Below are 16,039 nucleotides of genomic sequence, written 5' to 3'. Positions count from 1 at the left end.
ATGTCCTCACCCGACTGCCGACTCAGCCGCAGAGTCGGATCGGGGAGTTGCTGCCGCATCGGTGGAGGCCGGCTGGCGCGGTCACGCCTTGAGAGTCTCGGTCAAGATGGGTTGGTCGGGGGCTTACCATTGAACTGGCGACCCGCCAGCCCACGATGCGCCGGGCAAAGACGTCGATCACGAAGGCCACGTAGAGCCAGCCCTGCCAGGTCGAGACGTAGGTGAAGTCGCTGACCCACAGCTGGTTCGGGCGCTCGGCGCTGAACTGCCGATTGACCCGATCCAGCGGGCACGGGGCCTTGCGGTCACCGACTGTCGTGCGCACGACCTTGCCACGCCTCACCCCGTGCAGGCCCAGGCGGCGCATCAGCCGCTCCACCGTGCAACGCGCCACTGGCAGCCCCTCCCGGTTCATCTGTTTCCAGACCTTGTCTGCGCCATAGACTTGCAGGTTGGCGTGCCAGACCCGCTGGATATGCGGGACCAATGTCTCGTCGCGCTGGACGCGGGCGCAGCGCCTGTGGGGTTCGCGCGTGAGCGCCGCGTGGCGCCAGTAGCCCGACGGGGCAATCTGCAACACCTTGCAGATCGACTCGACCCCGTAGGCCTGTCGATGCCGGTCCACAAAATCCCTCAGGACTTCAAACGGCGGTCGAGCTCCGCCTGGGCGAAAAACGCACTGGCCAGCTTCAGGATCTCGTTGGCCTTGCGCAGTTCCTTGTTCTCGCGCTCGAGTTCCTTCAGCCGCTGCAACTCGGACGTAGTGATGCCGTCCCGCACCCTCGAATCGATCTCGTGGCGCTTGACCCATTCCAGGAGCGTCTGCGGCACGCAGCCGATCTTGGGCGCGATCGACTCGATCGCCGCCCACTGCGAGGGATACTCGCCCCGGTGCTCCTGCACCATGCGCACCGCACGTTCGCGCTCCTCGGGGGAAAACTTGTTCGATTTGGTCATGGCTCAAGCCTCTCAGAGTATTGGGCCTCCGCCAAATGCGGGGCGGTTCACTCCGCAAACCTGAATCCACCAAGGGCCAGGCCAGACGCAAGCCGCTGTAGTCCCCTCAGCGGCCAGCGAATAGATCCCGAAGCTTGCACAGGCTCGTCGTGATGTCGAAGCGCTGGTCGGGCAGGGGCTGGCCGGAGACGATGCGGGTGATGACTTCCGCGGGGTCGCTCTCGCCGGTGAGCATCACGTCGGTGCCGCGGGTGCGCATGTGGCGCACGAAGCCGTCGCCGGCGCTGGCGGCGACCACCAGAGCCACCCCGTCGAGGGGATGTGGGGCGTTGTCCTTGAACACGTGAAGCACCTGCTCCGCACCTAGTTCGATCTGCCGGGGGGCGGGCAGCAGCTGGCCGGGGGCGTAGCGGGCGAGGTCGTAGAGCAGCCAGTGGCGGGCCTGGCCGGCGTGGCCGCCGACGGTGGCGAAATCCCGGGTGGCGATGGCGATCTTCATGGTCGGGGGGCTGGGCAGTGGGTGGGTTCAGCGGGCGGGCCGCAGGGTGACGGCCACGTCCCGGGGCGGGGCGAAGTAGGGGCTGCTGGTGACGAGCACCCCGGCGCCGGCCCGGGCGAAGTCTTCGGCGTTGCTGGCATTCACCCCGCCGGCGGCGGCGATCAGCGGCGGGCGGGGCATGCGGGTTGCGATGGCGACGATGCGGGCGACGGCCTCGACGGGGAGCTTCTCGAGTTGGAGCACGTCGATGCCGGCTTCGAGCCACAGGACGGCTTCGGCTTCGTCGCTCACTTCAATCACGATGCGTCGCTCGGGCCACGACCTGCGCAGACGCGCGACGGTGGCGGCAGGCGGTTCGTCGAGAAAGGCGCGATGTTCGGCGAAGACCAGCAGGGTTTCGGAGAGGCTGAGGCGGTGGGGCGCGGCGCCGCCGCACAGGATGGCCTTGATGGCGGCGGCCTTGGTGCCGGGGAAGTTCTTGCGGGTGCAGGCCACTGCGGCGCTGGGGTTGCCTTGCCGGGTGGCGGCGACGATGGCGGCAGTGGCGCTGGCGATGCCCGAGAGGGATTCCATCAAGGTCTGGCTGGTCTTCCAAACGGCGTGGAGGTCGGCCGCCCGGCCTTCGAGGCGCAGGATGAGCTGGCCGGGTTCGAGCACGCTGCCGCTGGCGACCACCGGGCCGACCGCGGTGAGTTCGCGCAGCTGGCCCATGCGGGCGGCCTCTTCGCTGCCGCACAGGGTCATCGGGCCGCGGGCGCGGTATTCGAGCACGCCGGGCGCATCGCCGATGCCCAGGGCGAAGGTGGTGGCGTCGCCCGCGGGGGTGTCTTCGCCAAGCAGGGCTTCGAGGCTCGGGTCGGGCAGCCGGTAGGGCGAGGTGGGCAGCATGGGCGGGCGGGGCGCTACACCGGGCAGGTGGGCGAGAAGCTGTAGAAGCCGCGGCTGACGGTGCCGTCGCTGCCGCACACGGTGCGCCGCCAGGTGAGCCAGCGGTCGTCCCGCAGGCGCCATGCGCGCAGGGTCTCGCCGCGAGTAACGACGGTGTAGAAGTCCTCGTCGTTGTCGGAGCGGGTTTCGGTGAGCACGTAGCTGTGGTGATAGAAGCAGCGCAGGTCGTAGGCGTCGTAGCCGAAGGTGCGGCTGGCGGCCAGTTCGTATTCCCGGTGCACCATGAAGCTGATGGGTTCGACCACCATGTCGCGCCAGTGGGGAGGCAGATCGTCGAGCCAGCGGGCTTCCTCCCGTTTTTCGGCGCGGGCGGCGGCCAGGGGCGGGCGGGGTGGCGGGAAGAACATGGTGCGGCCTCCTCAGGCGTCGAAGTGCATCCGCAGCCCGGCCAGCACGTGGGCGAGGGGCAGGTTTTCGGCGCTGGCGGGGGTGTCGGGCAGCGGGTTGGGGTATTCGTAGTAAACGCCGTAGGTGCCGGGGCGTTGCCCGTGCAGGAAGACGTGGGCACGCAGGCTTTCGAGTTCGGCGTGGCGAAGGGTGAGGATGGCGGGGTCGGTGCCGGCATCCGGCTCGATGTCGCAGGCCTCGCCGAGGGCTTCGTTGAAGGCAACGAGCAGACGGCGCAGGGCGCGATCCTTGGGCAGCGCCCAGGCGTTGGCGTTCATGGGAGCAGCTCCGGGCGGATCTGGGCGAGCCAGGCGTCGATGCGTTGTTCGGTGAGCGCCGGTTGGTTGACCTGGTCGAGGGCGAGGCCCAGGAAGTTCTCGCCCTCCAGGGCGCGGGAGGCGTTGAAGTCGTAGCCGGCCGCCGGCCAGCGCCCGACGAGCCGGGCGCCCCGGTCGGCGAGGGCGTCGTGGAGGATGCCGATGGCGTCCACGAAGACCGCCGGGTATTTCTTCTGGTCGCCGAGCCCGAACAGGGCAATCGTCTTGCCGGAGAGGTCGACCCCTCCGAGCTGGGGCAGGAACTCTTCCCAGCTGGGTTTGAGCCCCACCGATTCGCCCGGCAGCTCGCCGTCGCCGTAGGTCGGGCAGCCGAGGATGAGGGCGTCGTGGGCAAGGAAGGCGTCGTGGGCGTTGGGGCCGTTGTTCTCGGGCGCGGCCGCCACGTCGCCGAGCTTCCTGGCGATCTGCTTGGCGATGAGGCGGGTTCGGCCGGTGTCGGTGCCGAAGAAGATGCCGATGGTGGTCATGGCGCAGGGTGTTGGCTGGCGGGCGGGTCCTGGGTGAGCTCGTCGGGCAGGCAGCCGACCGGGTTGCCGAGACTGCCGTCGGGGCCGGTCTCGAAGCGCACGAGGTAGATCTCGCGGCTCGGGTCCACCTCCGAGTGGCCGAAGTGCACCACCACGCCACGGGCGCCGGCGGGGGCGATCAGGCCTTCCTCCTCATCCACGCCGGGCATACCGCCATCGTTGAGGATGTCTTCGGCGGCGAAGACCATGTCGCCGATGTCGTACTGGATGGCACTCATTGGACGACCCTCCGGTCACTGCGTGACCACCTCCCCAGGGGAGGATGAGCGCTTCCTTCGGGCGGCCGTGCGAAATCGCTCATGGCATCAGCTCCAGATGTCGGCCGGGGCCAGCAGGCGCTCGACCGGTGCGTCGAGGAGCAGGTGTTCCTCGACGATGGCGGAGACGTCGGTGGGCTTGAGGCCGGTGTACATCACCGCTTCGGGATAGACGATCGCCGTGGGGCCGGCCTGACAGGGGCCGAGGCAGCCGGTGTTGGTGAGCTGGAAGCCGGCGGCCCACAGGTTGCGGGTGGTGAATTCGTCCGAGAAGGCTTGCCAGACCTGGCCGCAGCCTTTGTCCTGGCAGGACCCGCGCGGGTGGCCCTGGGGGCGGCCCTGGACGCAGACGAGGATGTGTTTTTTGGGTTTTGGCATTTTGGTGGTTCCTGAAGGGGCAAGTGCTGGGGGCAGAAGCCTCTCGTGCAAGTTGAGTGCCAGATTTTTTGTCTGGCGAATCAGCGGTTTGCCGGCCGTGCGCGATGTCGCAAAGCCGACAGGCGGGTCAGAATTGCTTCACTTCGATGTTGAGGGTCTGGATGCGGTAGGCGATCTGACGGGGCGTCATGCCCAGGAGGCGGGCGGCCTTGGCCTGCACCCAGCCGGCCTGCTCCAGCGCGGCGATGACCCGCTCTTTCTCGGAGATGGCCGGGTCGTTCAGATCCACCTCGACCGGCGCGCGGGCTGGCGTCGGGCTGCCCAGGCCCACGTCGCGGGGCGGGCGGGCTGGCGTTCGCGGGTGCTGGGGAAGCGGATCAGGTCCACGTCGATCATCCCGTCTTCCGACAGCACGGCAGCCCGCTCCAGGCAGTTCTCCAGTTCGCGCACGTTGCCCGGCCACTCGTGGTTGGCGAGGCGCCGCTGGGCGAGGTCGGTGAGGGTGAGCTTGCGCTTCTGCTCGCCGCCGATCTTGGTGAGCAGGTGGCGGGCGATCTCGGGGATGTCCTCGATACGCTCGCGCAGCGGCGGGAGGAACAGCGGCATCACGTTGAGGCGGTAGAACAGATCCTCGCGGAAGTCGCCGAAATCCACCGCGGCTTCCAGATCCCGGTGGGTGGCGGCGACGATGCGCACGTCCACCTTCACGGTGCGGCTGCCGCCCACGCGCTCGAACTCGCCCTCCTGCAGCACCCGCAGCAGCTTGGCCTGGAAGGAGGGCGAGATTTCGCCGATCTCGTCGAGGAACAGGGTGCCGCCGTTGGCTTGCTCGAAGCGCCCCTTGCGGGCCTCGACGGCGCCGGTGAAGGCACCCCGCTCGTGGCCGAAGAGTTCGGATTCGAGCAGGTTCTCGGGCAGCGCCGCGCAGTTGAGCTTGACCATCGCGTTGCGGGCGCGGGGCGAGTTGTAGTGGATGGCGTTGGCGATGAGTTCCTTGCCGGTGCCGGTCTCGCCGCGGATCAGCACGGTGGTGTTCCACTTGGCCACCAGCCGCGCCTGGTCGAACACCCGGCGCATCACCGCCGAGCGGCCCACCATGCTGTCGAAGCCGAACTGGTGGCGCACGGTGCGGCGCAGCAGGTCGCGCTCTTCGAGCAGGCTGGATTTCTCCTGCTCCACCTCCAGCGACAGGCGCAGGGCCTGGCCGATGAGGTTGGCCACCATCTCGACGAACTGGCCGCGCTCTTCGATGAGGCCGTCCTCCGGCGCCTCGGGCTGCACCGCCAGGATGCCCTGGAGGTTGCCGCCGACCTTGATCGGTACGGCAATGAAGGGCAGCTCCTGGCGGTAGATGCCCTGGCGGTTGAGGAAGCGCGGTTCGTCGGCCACCCGGGCCAGCATCACCGGGCGGGGCTTCTCGAGCATCAGGCCGAGGATGCCTTCGCCGGGCTGGTACTGCACGCCGGTGGGGCCGGAGGGGTGGTGGAGGGTGCGGGTGATGAGGTTGCCGCTCTGGGCGTCCACCACCCCGATCATGCCGGCGGTGAGGCCGGCTTCGTCCTGCAGCACGCGGAGCACGTCGCGCAGGGTTTCCTCGAAGACCAGCGACCGGCTGAGAACCCGGCTCACCGCGTAGAGGGCGGCGAGCAGCTGGATGTTCAGCTCGTGGGTGCGGCAGTAACCGCCGGGGGGCGGACAGTCCGCGGGATGGATCGGGTGTTCGTGCATGCTGCTCTCGTCGTTGTGTCTCAGATCGGGTCGCCATCCAGGCGGAACTCGACGACCGCGTGGCAGCCGCCGCCGGGGCTCTCCTCCAGGTCGATGATGCCGCCGTGGTCGGAGACGATCTGCTGGGCCCGCGACAGGCCGGTGCCCAGGTGGCGCCCGGCGCCGGTCTTGGCCGAAAAGAAGGGTTCGAAGGCGCGGTGGCGCAGCTCGGGCGGGATGCCGGGGCCGCTGTCGGTGACGGTGACGACCATGCAGGCCCGCTTGACCGAGGTGGCGAGGGTCAGCTCGCGGCGCTTCCAGCCCTTGGCGTCCATGGCCTCGATGGCGTTATCCACCAGCGCCTTGAAAAGCATCCGCAGCTGCAGCGGGCGGCCCAGCAAGGGGGGCAGGGTGGTGGCCGGGTGCCAGTCCACCACGATGCCGGCACGCAGCAGGCGCGGGGTGCACACCTCCAGCACGTCGCGCAGCAGCTCGTTGAGGTTGACGCTGAACACCATCTCCGGCGCGCTGGGCGGGATCACCTGACGCAGGGATTCCATGTGCTCGCGGCCGGCGGCGAGGGCGTGCTTGAGCAGGTCGGCGCTGGATGGGTCGCGCCGCTGCAGGATGGAGACCGCCGAGGCCATCACGTTCATGGGCTCTTCCAGGCGGAAGATGGCCGCCGAGAGGCCCTCGCGCAGCGCCGCGGTGCGCTCCTCCTCCGCCATGGCGGCCTGCAGGGCGGCGGTGCGGGCGCGCTCCTGTTCGGCGCGCAGGCTGGTGACGTCGGAGATCACCAGCAGCAGGCCGGGCTGGTTGGACGAGGCGAAGTAGTTGTCGGCGCTGTCGCTGTGGATCTGGATGGTCGAGGCGGTGACCGACAGCCAGCGGGGCCGGCCGTTGCGGTGGTCCACCCGGGCTTCGCGGTTGTCGAAGACGCAGCCGGCGATGTCGTCCGACAGGGCGCCGCGCCAGCCGGCGAGCACGCTGTCGAGCAGGGTGTGGGCGGGTTCGCTTACCCGCAGGTCGGTGACGAGCTTCTTGTAGGCCTGGTTGTCCAGCAGCACCCGGCCTTTCCGGTCAAGGAGCGCGATGGCGATGGGGGCGGCGTCCACCACCGATTCGATCAGCGCCTTCTGGTTGCGCACCATCTGCTCGAGGCGGTGGAACTCGGTGATGTCCCGGTGCATGCCCAGGTAGTGGGTGACCGTGCCTGCCTCGTCCATCACCGGCGAGATGGTCAGCTCGGCCAGATAGAGCTGGCCGCTCTTCTTGCGGTTGAGCAGCTTGCCCGACCACGGGCGCCGTTCCATCAGGGCCGTCCACATGGACTGGTACACCTCCCGCGGGGTGGTGCGGTTGGAGAGCATCGACTCGTTGTTGCCCACCACCTCGCCCAGCGCGTAGCCGGTGACCCGGGTGAAGGTTTCGTTGGCGAACAGGATGTTGGCGGCCGGGTCGGTGATCGAGATGGCCAGGTCGGCCTGGTCCACCGCCTGCAGATACACCTCCAGGGGGAGCGTGGGCTTGGTTGGCGCGGGGTGAGCCGTGAGGCATTTGGCTGACGGCATGGGTCTGGCTCCTCGGATGTGCGTTTCTCGGGTCGGACGCTTCTCCGCCTTGCCCGAGCATCTTCCGTGCCGTGCTGCACAAAAATGCCCGCCGGCCGCGTCTGGCGCGGCAGTCGGCGGTTTTTGGGCGTAAACGCGACATAAAAGCCTGTCGCGTTTGTGACATCCGCGGCCCGGTCTTTCGCCCTGAATTGGTGCGTGCCCGACAATTCCGCACGCCTGCGGGCATTTGTGGCACCGCAGCGAAGTTGGCACGGCTTATGCGAAGGGCTGCCTGGAACCCATGAAGAGGCATCGCCCCATGAAAGACTTCCTGCTCCTGCTGCTCTCGACCGCGTTGGTGAACAACGTGGTGCTCATCAAGTTTCTCGGCCTGTGCCCGGTGATGGGGGTGTCGAAGAGCGTGGACAGCGCCCTCGGCATGGGGCTGGCGACCACCTTCGTCATCACCCTGGCGGCCGGCGCGTCGTGGATGCTCGACAACTGGCTGCTCCAGCCCCTGGGCCTGGGCTACCTGCGCATCCTCACCTTCATCCTGGTGATCGCCGCGGTGGTGCAGTTCACCGAGATGTTCATCAAGAAATCGAGCCCCGGCCTGTACCAGTCGCTGGGCATCTACCTGCCGCTCATCACCACCAACTGCGCGGTGCTGGGGGTGGCTCTGCTCAACGTGCAGCAGGGCTTCAGCCTGTTCAAGAGCCTGGTGTATGGCTTCGGGTCGGCGCTGGGTTTCACCGTCGTGCTGTTGATCTTCGCCGGGCTGCGCGAGCGCGTGGCCCTCGCCCGGGTGCCGGCGGCCTTTGCCGGCGCGCCGATCGCCTTCGTCACCATCAGCCTCTTGGCCCTGGCCTTCATGGGCTTCTCGGGCATGAACGTGTAAGGGAGCGCCGCAAAATGTTGATCGCCATCTTCAGTCTCACCGTGCTTGGCGCCGTGCTTGGCGTCGTGCTGGGCATCGCCAACAAGGTCCTGCGGGTGGAGGGCAACCCGGTCGTCGATGAGCTCATCGCCATGATGCCGGGCTCCAACTGCGGCCAGTGCGGCTTTCCGGGCTGCTCCGGCGCCGCCGCCGCCATCGTCGACGGCACCGCGCCGCCCACCTGCTGCCCGCCCGGCGGCAAGAGCCTGGCGGCCGCCATCGCCGCCAAGCTGGGGCTCACGGTGGACCTGTCGGGCATGTCCGACGACGGGCCGAAGATCGCCACGGTGGCCGAGGAGCTGTGCATCGGCTGCTGCCGCTGCAGCAAGGTGTGCCCCACCGACGCCATCGTCGGCGCGGCCAAGCAGATCCACAACGTGCTGCGGGAGGCCTGCACCGGCTGCAGCAGTTGTGTCGAGAAGTGCCCCACCGAGGCGCTGGCGATGAAGCCGGTGCCGGTCACCGTGCAGCATTGGGTGATGCCCAAGCCGCTGGCGGCGTGAGGGGGCGATGAGCGACCGCACGACGCCGTTTTCCGCGCATCCCGGTCCGGCCCGTCGGCCGGCGGGGCTTGAGGAGTGACCATGGACTTCAGCAGTCTGTTCAAGAAACTGATGGGCAAGCACTGGGGCGTGCATCCGGCCGACCACAAGCGGCCCGCCGCCGACCAGCCGGTCCACGCGGTGCCGCTGCCGCCGCGCCTGCACCTGATGCTGTCCCAGCACGTGGGCGCCGCGGCGCGCCCGGTGGTGCTGGTGGGCCAGAAGGTGAAGAAGGGCGAGCTGATCGCGGCGGCCCAGGGCAACATCTCGGCGCCGCTGCACGCGCCCACTTCGGGCGTCATCGGCGCCATCGGCGAGATCACCGCGCCGCACACCTCCGGCCTGCCGGCCATGGCGATCACCCTCACGGTGGACGGCGAGGACCGCTGGATCGAACCCGAGAACCTGCCCGCCGACCCCTACGCCCTGGCGCCGGCCGACGTGGCGGCGCGGGTGGCCGCGGCCGGCGTGGTGGGGATGGGCGGGGCGACCTTCCCGTCGTCGGTGAAGCTCAACCTGGGGCGTCGCTCCGACATCGACACCCTCATCATCAACGGCAGCGAGTGCGAGCCCTACCTCTCGTGCGACGACCGGTTGATGCGCGACAAGGCCGCCGAGATCGTCTCGGGCATCCGCCTGATGCTGATCGCCACCGGCGCCGGCTGCGCGAAGGTGGGCATCGAGGACAACAAGCCCGAGGCCATCGCCGCCATGGGCGAGGCGGCCAGGGGCTTCGACAACATCGCCGTCGTGCCGGTGCCGGCGCGCTACCCGATGGGGTCCGACCGCCAGCTGATCGTCGAGCTGACTGGCCGCGAGGTGCCTTCGGACGCCCGCGCCGCCGACGTGGGGGTGATCGTCCATAACGTGGGCACTGCCCGGGCCGTGCATGACGCGGTGGTGCTGGGTCGGCCGCTGGTGAGTCGCCTCGTGACGGTGAACGGCGCCGCCGCGGCCATGCCCGGAAACTACGAAGTGCCGCTGGGCATGCTGGTGAGCGATCTGATCGCCTTCACCGGCGGCGCCAAAGGCGAGGTGGCCCGGCTGGTGATGGGCGGCCCGATGATGGGCACCCTGCTGCCCCACGCCCGGGTGCCGGTGGTCAAGGGCACCAGCGGAATCCTGCTGCTCGACGCGAAGGAGGCCGAGGCGCTGGAGCCGGAGGCCTGCATCCGCTGCAGCAGCTGCGTGAAGGCGTGCCCGATGGGGCTGCTGCCCCTCGAGATGAGCGCCCGCATCCGCAACGACGATCTGGACGGGGCGATGGACCTGGGCCTCGCCGACTGCATCGCCTGCGGCTGCTGCGCCTACGTGTGCCCGTCGCACATCCCGCTGGTGCAGTACTTCTACCACGCCAAGGGCGATCTTTCGGCCCGGGAGCGCGCCAAGCTGCGCACCGAGTCCACCAAGAAGCTGGGCCTCGCCCGCCAGGAGCGCCTGGAGCGCGACGCCCGCGAGAAGGCCGAAGCGGCAGCCAAACGCAAGGCCGAGCGGGCCGCCCAGCAGGCCACCGCGGCGGCGACAGGGCCGGCCGGCACCGAGCAGAAGGGAGAAATCGCATGAACATCGCCACCCTGCCCGGCGAGGCGGTCGCCTCGCCCCACGCCCACGGCGGCAACACCGTCGGGCGCACCATGGTGCGGGTCCAGCTCGCGCTGGTGCCGGCCACCCTCTACGGCTTCTGGCTGTTCGGCTGGCCGGCGTTCTTCCTGTGGCTGCTCACGGTGGTGTCGTGCCTCGTCTTCGAGGCCATGGCCCTGCGCATGACCGGCTCCACCCGCATCCGCAAGACGCTGTTCGACGGTTCGGCGCTGCTCACCGGCTGGCTGCTGGCGATGACCCTGCCGCCCTGGGCGCCCTGGTGGGTGGCGGTGGTGGGCGGCTTCATCGCCATCGTGATCGGCAAGCAGGTGTTCGGCGGAGTGGGCCAGAACGTCTTCAACCCGGCGATGGTGGCGCGGGTGGCGCTGCTGGTGTCGTTTCCGGTGCCGCTCACCCAGTGGGTGCTGCCCATGAGCCTGGCCAGCGTGCCGGCGCCGGATTTCCTGCAGGGGCTGCACCTCTTCGTGACCGGCGCGCCGCCGCTGGACGGCATCGCCAGCGCCTCGCTGCTGGGCCACACCAAGACCGAGATGTCCCGCGGCATCGACCTGCTGCAATCCCTCGCCGCCGCCAACGCGCCGGCGCTGTCGTGGTTCGGCACCCGGGCGGGCAGCCTGGGCGAATCGGCCTCGCTGTTGATCCTGGGGGGCGGGCTCTATCTGCTCGCCACCGGCGTCATCGCCTGGCACACGCCGGTGGCGGTGCTGGCGGGGCTGGCGCTGCCGGCGGCCATCGGCCATGCGGTGGACCCGGCCCATTACCTTGGCGTGGCGGAGCACCTGCTCTCCGGCGCGGCGATGCTCGGCGCCTTCTTCATTGCCACCGATTACGTGACCTCGCCCAACACCGCCCCGGGGCAGCTCGTCTTCGGGCTGTGCGTCGGCCTCATCACCTGGATCATCCGCACCTGGGGGGGCTACCCGGAGGGCATGGCCTTTGCCGTGCTGATGATGAACGCCCTCACCCCGGTCATCGACCGGCTGGTCAAGCCGCGCATCCTGGGCCGCGACCGCAAGGGCAAGCCGCTGGAAATTCCGGCCAAGTAAGGGAGCGCCCCATCCATGAAACTCGACGAAATCCGCGAGCACATCGGCTACCAGCCGGTGCTGCTCGGCATCGTGGCCCTGCTGGCAAGCGCCGCGCTGGCGATGGCGGCCAGCGCCACCGGCGAGGCCATCGCCGCCGCCGAAGCCAAGGATCTGCGGGACTCGCTCTCCGAGGTGCTGCCGGCGGGGCTGGCCGACAACGACTTCCTGAAGGACACGCTGGCCATCGACAAGGCCGGCCAGCCGGTCACCATCTACCGGGTACGCCACGCCGGGGCGGTGAAGGCGGCGGTGTTCCAGGTGGCCGTGCGGGGCTACGCCGGCGAGATCAGCATCCTGATGGCGGTGGATGCCGAAGGCCACACCCTGGGCGTGCGGGTGCTCAAGCACACCGAGACCCCGGGCCTGGGCGACAAGATCGAAGTGAAGAAAGATCCGTGGGTGAAGGGCTTCGACGGCCGCTCCCTGGACGACCCGGCCCCCGGCAAGTGGGGCGTGAAGAAGGATGGCGGGGTCTTCGACCAGTTCGCCGGCGCCACCATCACCCCCCGGGCGGTGGTCAAGGCGGTGAAGGGCGGGCTGGAGTTCTTCGCCGCGCATCGCAAGGAAATCACCGGAGCCTGACATGAGCAACGACTACCGCAGCATCGTCAAGGAAGGCCTGTGGGACCAGAACGTGGTGTTCTCCCAGCTGCTGGCCATGTGCCCGACCATGGCCGTCACCACCAGCGGCACCAACGGGCTGGGCATGGGGCTGGCGACCACCGCGGTGCTGGTGGTCTCCAACGTGCTGGTGTCGCTGATCCGCCACACGGTCAGCTCCCAGGTGCGCATTCCGGTGTTCGTGGTGCTCATCGCCACCCTGGTCACCGTGGTGGACATGGCCATGAACGCCTGGCTGCACGATCTGTACAAGGTGCTCGGGCTGTTCATCGCGCTGATCGTGGTGAACTGCGCCATCCTCGGCCGGGCCGAAGCCTTCGCGGTGAAGGCCGGCGTGGTGGCTTCGGCGGTGGATGGGCTGGCGATGGGGCTGGGCTTCACCGGTGCCCTCACGGCGATGGGCTTGCTGCGGGAGTTGCTGGGCGCCGGCACGCTGTTCGCCCAGGCCTCCAACCTGCTGGGGCCGTCCTTCGCCTTTCTTGAGATGAAACTGCCCGGCTACGGCGGCGCGCTGCTGATGATCCTGCCGCCGGGCGGCTTTGCGTTGCTGGGTTTTCTGCTCGCCGGCAAGCGGGCGATGGAGCGGCGGGCCGAAGCGCGCGCCGCGTTGCAGGCCCAGCGTCTGGCCGGCATTCCGGCGGTTTGAGGAGATACAAAATGCAGATTGGCGTTGCCTATTCCGAACCCGGAAACCAGATCTGGGTGACCATCGAAGTGCCCGACAGCGCGACCGTCACCGACGCCATCAAGCGCTCGGGCATCCTCGACCAGTTTCCCCACATCGACCTTGCCCGGCAGAAGGTGGGCGTGTTCGGGCGGCTGGTGAAGCCCGACGCCGCCCTGCGCCCCGGCGACCGGGTGGAGATCTACCGCGGCATCATCGCCGACCCCGAGACCGTGCCCCGGCGCGATCTCGCCGACGACTGACGCGCACCCGGCCGGCTCCTCCGGCCGGTTTCACGTCGGCCCCCGATTTTCCATTGCCTGCGAGAACCACCATGCCCCCACCTCTTCCGCGCCCCCCCTCGCCGGGTCGGGCCCTGCTGGCCCTTGGCCTGCTGTTGCCCGCGTCGGCCTTTGCGGCCGGCAGCCTGCCCACACTCGGCGGCATCCCGCTGGATTTCATCCTCTTCGCGCTCACCCTGCTGGGAGTGGCGCTGTTCCACAACGCCACCCTCTACGTGGCCCTCACCGGGCTCGTCGTCATCGGCACCTATAAGGTGCTGGTCACCGGCTTCAAGACCGGCGCCGGGCTGGCGGGGCTGGCCGGCCACCTGGGCCACGAGTGGGTCACCGTCGCCAACCTGTTCTGCCTGCTCACCGGCTTCGCGCTGCTCGCCCGGCACTTCGAGAAGAGCCACGTGCCGGTGATCCTGCCGCGCTTCCTGCCGGACGACTGGAAGGGCGGCTTCCTGCTGCTGGCGATGGTTTTCGTGATCTCCAGCTTCCTCGACAACATCGCCGCGGCGCTGATCGGCGGGGCCATGGCCCACCAGCTCTTCAAGGCCAAGGTGCACGTGGGCTATCTGGCGGCCATCGTGGCGGCCTCCAACGCCGGCGGGTCGGGTAGCGTGGTGGGCGACACCACCACCACCATGATGTGGATCGACGGGGTGAGCCCGGTCGTGGTGGTCGACGCCTACGTGGCGGCGGCGGTGGCGCTGGTCATCGTCGGCTACTTTGGCGCCCGCCAGCAGCACGCCTACTCGCCGATCCTGCGTCACGCCCACCAGCACACCCATGTGGACTGGGGGCGGATCTTCATCGTGCTGACGATGCTGGTGTTCGCGGTGGCCACCAACATCACCGTCAATGTGAAGTTCCCCGAGCTGGCCGACGCCTTCCCCTTCATCGGTGTGGCGGTGTGGGCGGCGATCCTGCTGACCATCCCGGTGCGGCGCCACGACTGGGAGGTGCTGCCCGACACCGTCAAGGGCTCGGTCTTCCTGCTGTCGCTGGTGCTGTGCGCCTCGATGATGCCGGTGGAGGAGCTGCCCGCCGCCTCGTGGCAGTCGGCTCTCGCCCTGGGCTTCGTGTCGGCGGTGTTCGACAACATCCCCCTCACCGCGCTGGCCCTGCGCCAGGGCGGCTACGACTGGGGCTTCCTGGCCTACGCGGTGGGCTTTGGCGGTTCGATGCTGTGGTTCGGCTCGTCGGCCGGGGTGGCCCTGTCGAGCATGTTCCCCGAGGCCCGTTCGGCGGCCCAGTGGCTGCGCCACGGCTGGCACGTGCCGGTGGCCTACGTGACGGGCTTCTTCATCATGCTCACGGTGCTGGGCTGGCACCCGGATCGCGACCACAACGCGCCGGCGCCGGTGGCGCTGGAGACCCCTGCCACGGCCCCCGCCGGCCACTGAGCGCGCACCTCCCCACGCCCGAAGGCCGCCGCTGCAGGCGGCCTTTTGCTTTTGGCGGGGCTGTTGGGTTTGTCGCGGGGGCGCGGCTTTGTCGGGTTTCCGACACGCCGCCGGGTGGGTGCGGCCCTTTAAAAACAGGGCTTTGGAGCTGGCACTCAAATTGCAGGTAGCTGCCTGAACCCTTGGAGAGGCCAGCATGAAAGCCAGCGAAATCCAGGCCCTGCTCGACGAGCCGGCCTGCAGCCACAACAAGAAGGAAAAATCCGGGTGCGCCAAGCCCAAGCCCGGCGCCACCGCCGGCGGGTGTTCCTTCGATGGCGCGCAGATCGCGCTCCTGCCGATTGCCGACGTGGCCCACATCGTGCACGGCCCCATCGCCTGCGCGGGCTCGTCGTGGGACAACCGGGGCACCCGCTCGTCCGGCCCCACCCTGTACCGCATCGGGATGACCACCGATCTGTCCGAGACCGACGTGGTGATGGGGCGCGGCGAGAAGCGCCTGTTCCACGCCATCAAGCAGGCCATCGACAGCTACGCGCCGGCCGCGGTGTTCATCTACAACACCTGCGTCACCGCGCTGATCGGCGACGACGTGGAGGCCGTCTGCCGCGCCGCCACCGAGCGCTGGGGCACCCCGGTGGTGCCGGTGGATGCGGCCGGCTTCTACGGCACCAAGAACCTGGGCAACCGGCTGGCGGGCGAGGCCATGTTCAAGCACGTGATCGGCACCCGCGAGCCCGAACCCGCCGCCCCCCGCGCCGACGGGCTGCCCACTTACGACGTGAACCTGATCGGCGAATACAACATCGCCGGCGAGTTCTGGCATGTGCTGCCGCTCTTCGACGAGCTGGGCCTGCGCATCCTGTGCACCCTGTCGGGCGACGCCCGCTTCCACGAGGTACAGACCATGCACCGGGCCAAGGTGAACATGGTGGTGTGCGCCAAGGCGCTGCTCAACGTGGCCCGCAAGATGGAAGACAACTTCGGCATCCCGTTCTTCGAGGGCAGCTTCTACGGCGTGCAGGACATGAACAACGCCCTGCGCGACTTCGCCCGGATCATCGGCGACGCCGACCTGATCGCCCGCACCGAGGCCGTCATCGCCCGGGAGGAGGCCAAGTCCCGCGCCGCGCTCGACCCCTGGCGCGAGCGCCTCGCCGGCAAGCGCGTGCTGCTCTACACCGGCGGCGTGAAGTCCTGGTCCATCGTCTCGGCCCTGCAGGATCTGGGCATGAAGGTGGTCGCCACCGGCACCAAGAAGTCCACCGAAGAGGACAAGGCCCGCATCCGCGAGCTGATGGGCGACGACACCAAAATGATCGACGACGGCAGCCCCAAGGC

At 69.0% G+C, this 16,039-nt stretch carries 19 protein-coding genes, 1 pseudogene and 1 other annotated feature; of the genes and pseudogenes, 9 read left to right on the top strand and 11 right to left on the bottom strand.

What is annotated here, in order from left to right:
• Positions 1 to 127: 127 nt before the first annotated feature.
• The 11 genes and pseudogenes from ACE3N6_RS17225 to nifL all read right to left on the bottom strand — a co-directional run.
• Positions 128 to 957 (bottom strand): annotated as a pseudogene (locus tag ACE3N6_RS17225) (IS3 family transposase); the annotation flags it as partial.
• Positions 563 to 679, bottom strand: a sequence feature (AL1L pseudoknot). (Overlaps the previous pseudogene by 117 nt.)
• Positions 958 to 1,063: 106 nt before the next feature.
• Entirely contained in the window at positions 1,064 to 1,456 is a 393-nt protein-coding gene (locus tag ACE3N6_RS17220; protein WP_374247041.1) for a NifB/NifX family molybdenum-iron cluster-binding protein, read from the bottom strand.
• Positions 1,457 to 1,483: 27 nt separating this feature from the next.
• Entirely contained in the window at positions 1,484 to 2,344 is an 861-nt protein-coding gene (gene modD, locus ACE3N6_RS17215; RefSeq protein ID WP_374247040.1) for a ModD protein, read from the bottom strand.
• 14 nt (positions 2,345 to 2,358) lie between these two features.
• The gene (locus ACE3N6_RS17210; protein WP_374247039.1) at positions 2,359 to 2,751 is read right to left on the bottom strand and encodes a hypothetical protein; all 393 of its coding nucleotides are present in this window, start codon (positions 2,749 to 2,751) and stop codon (positions 2,359 to 2,361) included.
• A gap of 12 nt (positions 2,752 to 2,763) precedes the next feature.
• Complete coding sequence (locus ACE3N6_RS17205; protein WP_374247038.1) at positions 2,764 to 3,069, bottom strand: hypothetical protein; 306 nt, start codon at positions 3,067 to 3,069, stop codon at positions 2,764 to 2,766.
• On the bottom strand, positions 3,066 to 3,596 hold the full coding sequence (locus ACE3N6_RS17200; RefSeq protein ID WP_374247037.1) for a flavodoxin: 531 nt from the start codon (positions 3,594 to 3,596) through the stop codon (positions 3,066 to 3,068). The genes ACE3N6_RS17205 and ACE3N6_RS17200 overlap by 4 nt, the downstream gene beginning before the upstream one ends.
• Entirely contained in the window at positions 3,593 to 3,874 is a 282-nt protein-coding gene (locus tag ACE3N6_RS17195; protein ID WP_374247036.1) for a nitrogen fixation protein NifZ, read from the bottom strand. Before ACE3N6_RS17195 ends, ACE3N6_RS17200 begins: the two co-directional genes overlap by 4 nt.
• A gap of 87 nt (positions 3,875 to 3,961) precedes the next feature.
• Positions 3,962 to 4,291 (bottom strand): ferredoxin, encoded by a 330-nt coding sequence (locus tag ACE3N6_RS17190; protein WP_374247035.1) that lies wholly within the window; start codon positions 4,289 to 4,291, stop codon positions 3,962 to 3,964.
• A 127-nt stretch (positions 4,292 to 4,418) separates the two neighbouring features.
• Complete coding sequence (locus tag ACE3N6_RS17185) at positions 4,419 to 4,580, bottom strand: helix-turn-helix domain-containing protein (RefSeq protein WP_374247034.1); 162 nt, start codon at positions 4,578 to 4,580, stop codon at positions 4,419 to 4,421.
• Positions 4,571 to 6,019: a nif-specific transcriptional activator NifA gene (nifA, locus tag ACE3N6_RS17180; protein WP_374247033.1), complete on the bottom strand. Its 1,449-nt coding sequence runs from the start codon at positions 6,017 to 6,019 to the stop codon at positions 4,571 to 4,573. Before nifA ends, ACE3N6_RS17185 begins: the two co-directional genes overlap by 10 nt.
• Positions 6,020 to 6,039: 20 nt before the next feature.
• Positions 6,040 to 7,569, bottom strand: coding sequence for a nitrogen fixation negative regulator NifL (gene nifL / locus ACE3N6_RS17175; RefSeq protein ID WP_374247032.1), 1,530 nt, complete (start codon positions 7,567 to 7,569; stop codon positions 6,040 to 6,042).
• A gap of 301 nt (positions 7,570 to 7,870) precedes the next feature.
• Here nifL and rsxA point away from each other — a divergent pair, with 301 nt between their 5' ends.
• The 9 genes from rsxA to nifE all read left to right on the top strand — a co-directional run.
• On the top strand, positions 7,871 to 8,449 hold the full coding sequence (rsxA, locus tag ACE3N6_RS17170; RefSeq protein ID WP_374247030.1) for an electron transport complex subunit RsxA: 579 nt from the start codon (positions 7,871 to 7,873) through the stop codon (positions 8,447 to 8,449).
• Positions 8,450 to 8,463: 14 nt separating this feature from the next.
• On the top strand, positions 8,464 to 8,991 hold the full coding sequence (locus ACE3N6_RS17165; protein WP_374247029.1) for an RnfABCDGE type electron transport complex subunit B: 528 nt from the start codon (positions 8,464 to 8,466) through the stop codon (positions 8,989 to 8,991).
• 81 nt (positions 8,992 to 9,072) lie between these two features.
• Positions 9,073 to 10,593 (top strand): electron transport complex subunit RsxC, encoded by a 1,521-nt coding sequence (gene rsxC / locus ACE3N6_RS17160; protein ID WP_374247028.1) that lies wholly within the window; start codon positions 9,073 to 9,075, stop codon positions 10,591 to 10,593.
• On the top strand, positions 10,590 to 11,678 hold the full coding sequence (locus tag ACE3N6_RS17155; protein ID WP_374247027.1) for an RnfABCDGE type electron transport complex subunit D: 1,089 nt from the start codon (positions 10,590 to 10,592) through the stop codon (positions 11,676 to 11,678). Before rsxC ends, ACE3N6_RS17155 begins: the two co-directional genes overlap by 4 nt.
• 15 nt (positions 11,679 to 11,693) lie before the next feature.
• Positions 11,694 to 12,302, top strand: coding sequence for an RnfABCDGE type electron transport complex subunit G (locus ACE3N6_RS17150; protein ID WP_374247026.1), 609 nt, complete (start codon positions 11,694 to 11,696; stop codon positions 12,300 to 12,302).
• Position 12,303: 1 nt separating this feature from the next.
• Positions 12,304 to 12,987, top strand: a complete 684-nt coding sequence (locus tag ACE3N6_RS17145; RefSeq protein WP_374247025.1) for an electron transport complex subunit E — start codon at positions 12,304 to 12,306, stop codon at positions 12,985 to 12,987.
• Between the two features lie 11 nt (positions 12,988 to 12,998).
• Complete coding sequence (locus tag ACE3N6_RS17140) at positions 12,999 to 13,268, top strand: RnfH family protein (RefSeq protein ID WP_374247024.1); 270 nt, start codon at positions 12,999 to 13,001, stop codon at positions 13,266 to 13,268.
• Between the two features lie 71 nt (positions 13,269 to 13,339).
• Positions 13,340 to 14,698, top strand: coding sequence for a citrate transporter (locus tag ACE3N6_RS17135; protein ID WP_374247023.1), 1,359 nt, complete (start codon positions 13,340 to 13,342; stop codon positions 14,696 to 14,698).
• A gap of 196 nt (positions 14,699 to 14,894) precedes the next feature.
• Positions 14,895 to 16,039 (top strand): nitrogenase iron-molybdenum cofactor biosynthesis protein NifE (gene nifE / locus ACE3N6_RS17130; RefSeq protein ID WP_374247022.1); only part of this gene is annotated, 1,145 nt, incomplete at its 3' end.

The organism is Zoogloea sp. (assembly GCF_041904905.1).
Taxonomy (GTDB): Bacteria; Pseudomonadota; Gammaproteobacteria; order Burkholderiales; family Rhodocyclaceae; genus Zoogloea.
Note: the sequence above shows the minus strand (reverse complement) of the source record. Positions and strands in the feature narration are given on the sequence as shown.

Coding starts and splice junctions, on each gene's coding strand:
- ACE3N6_RS17195 (WP_374247036.1), bottom strand. CDS start 3,874: ATGAGTGCCATCCAGTACGACATCGGCGACATGGTCTTCGCCGCCGAA.
- ACE3N6_RS17190 (WP_374247035.1), bottom strand. CDS start 4,291: ATGCCAAAACCCAAAAAACACATCCTCGTCTGCGTCCAGGGCCGCCCC.
- ACE3N6_RS17220 (WP_374247041.1), bottom strand. CDS start 1,456: ATGAAGATCGCCATCGCCACCCGGGATTTCGCCACCGTCGGCGGCCAC.
- modD (WP_374247040.1), bottom strand. CDS start 2,344: ATGCTGCCCACCTCGCCCTACCGGCTGCCCGACCCGAGCCTCGAAGCC.
- ACE3N6_RS17155 (WP_374247027.1), top strand. CDS start 10,590: ATGAACATCGCCACCCTGCCCGGCGAGGCGGTCGCCTCGCCCCACGCC.
- ACE3N6_RS17135 (WP_374247023.1), top strand. CDS start 13,340: ATGCCCCCACCTCTTCCGCGCCCCCCCTCGCCGGGTCGGGCCCTGCTG.
- ACE3N6_RS17145 (WP_374247025.1), top strand. CDS start 12,304: ATGAGCAACGACTACCGCAGCATCGTCAAGGAAGGCCTGTGGGACCAG.
- rsxA (WP_374247030.1), top strand. CDS start 7,871: ATGAAAGACTTCCTGCTCCTGCTGCTCTCGACCGCGTTGGTGAACAAC.
- rsxC (WP_374247028.1), top strand. CDS start 9,073: ATGGACTTCAGCAGTCTGTTCAAGAAACTGATGGGCAAGCACTGGGGC.
- ACE3N6_RS17165 (WP_374247029.1), top strand. CDS start 8,464: ATGTTGATCGCCATCTTCAGTCTCACCGTGCTTGGCGCCGTGCTTGGC.
- ACE3N6_RS17210 (WP_374247039.1), bottom strand. CDS start 2,751: ATGTTCTTCCCGCCACCCCGCCCGCCCCTGGCCGCCGCCCGCGCCGAA.
- ACE3N6_RS17150 (WP_374247026.1), top strand. CDS start 11,694: ATGAAACTCGACGAAATCCGCGAGCACATCGGCTACCAGCCGGTGCTG.
- nifL (WP_374247032.1), bottom strand. CDS start 7,569: ATGCCGTCAGCCAAATGCCTCACGGCTCACCCCGCGCCAACCAAGCCC.
- ACE3N6_RS17140 (WP_374247024.1), top strand. CDS start 12,999: ATGCAGATTGGCGTTGCCTATTCCGAACCCGGAAACCAGATCTGGGTG.
- nifA (WP_374247033.1), bottom strand. CDS start 6,019: ATGCACGAACACCCGATCCATCCCGCGGACTGTCCGCCCCCCGGCGGT.
- ACE3N6_RS17200 (WP_374247037.1), bottom strand. CDS start 3,596: ATGACCACCATCGGCATCTTCTTCGGCACCGACACCGGCCGAACCCGC.
- ACE3N6_RS17205 (WP_374247038.1), bottom strand. CDS start 3,069: ATGAACGCCAACGCCTGGGCGCTGCCCAAGGATCGCGCCCTGCGCCGT.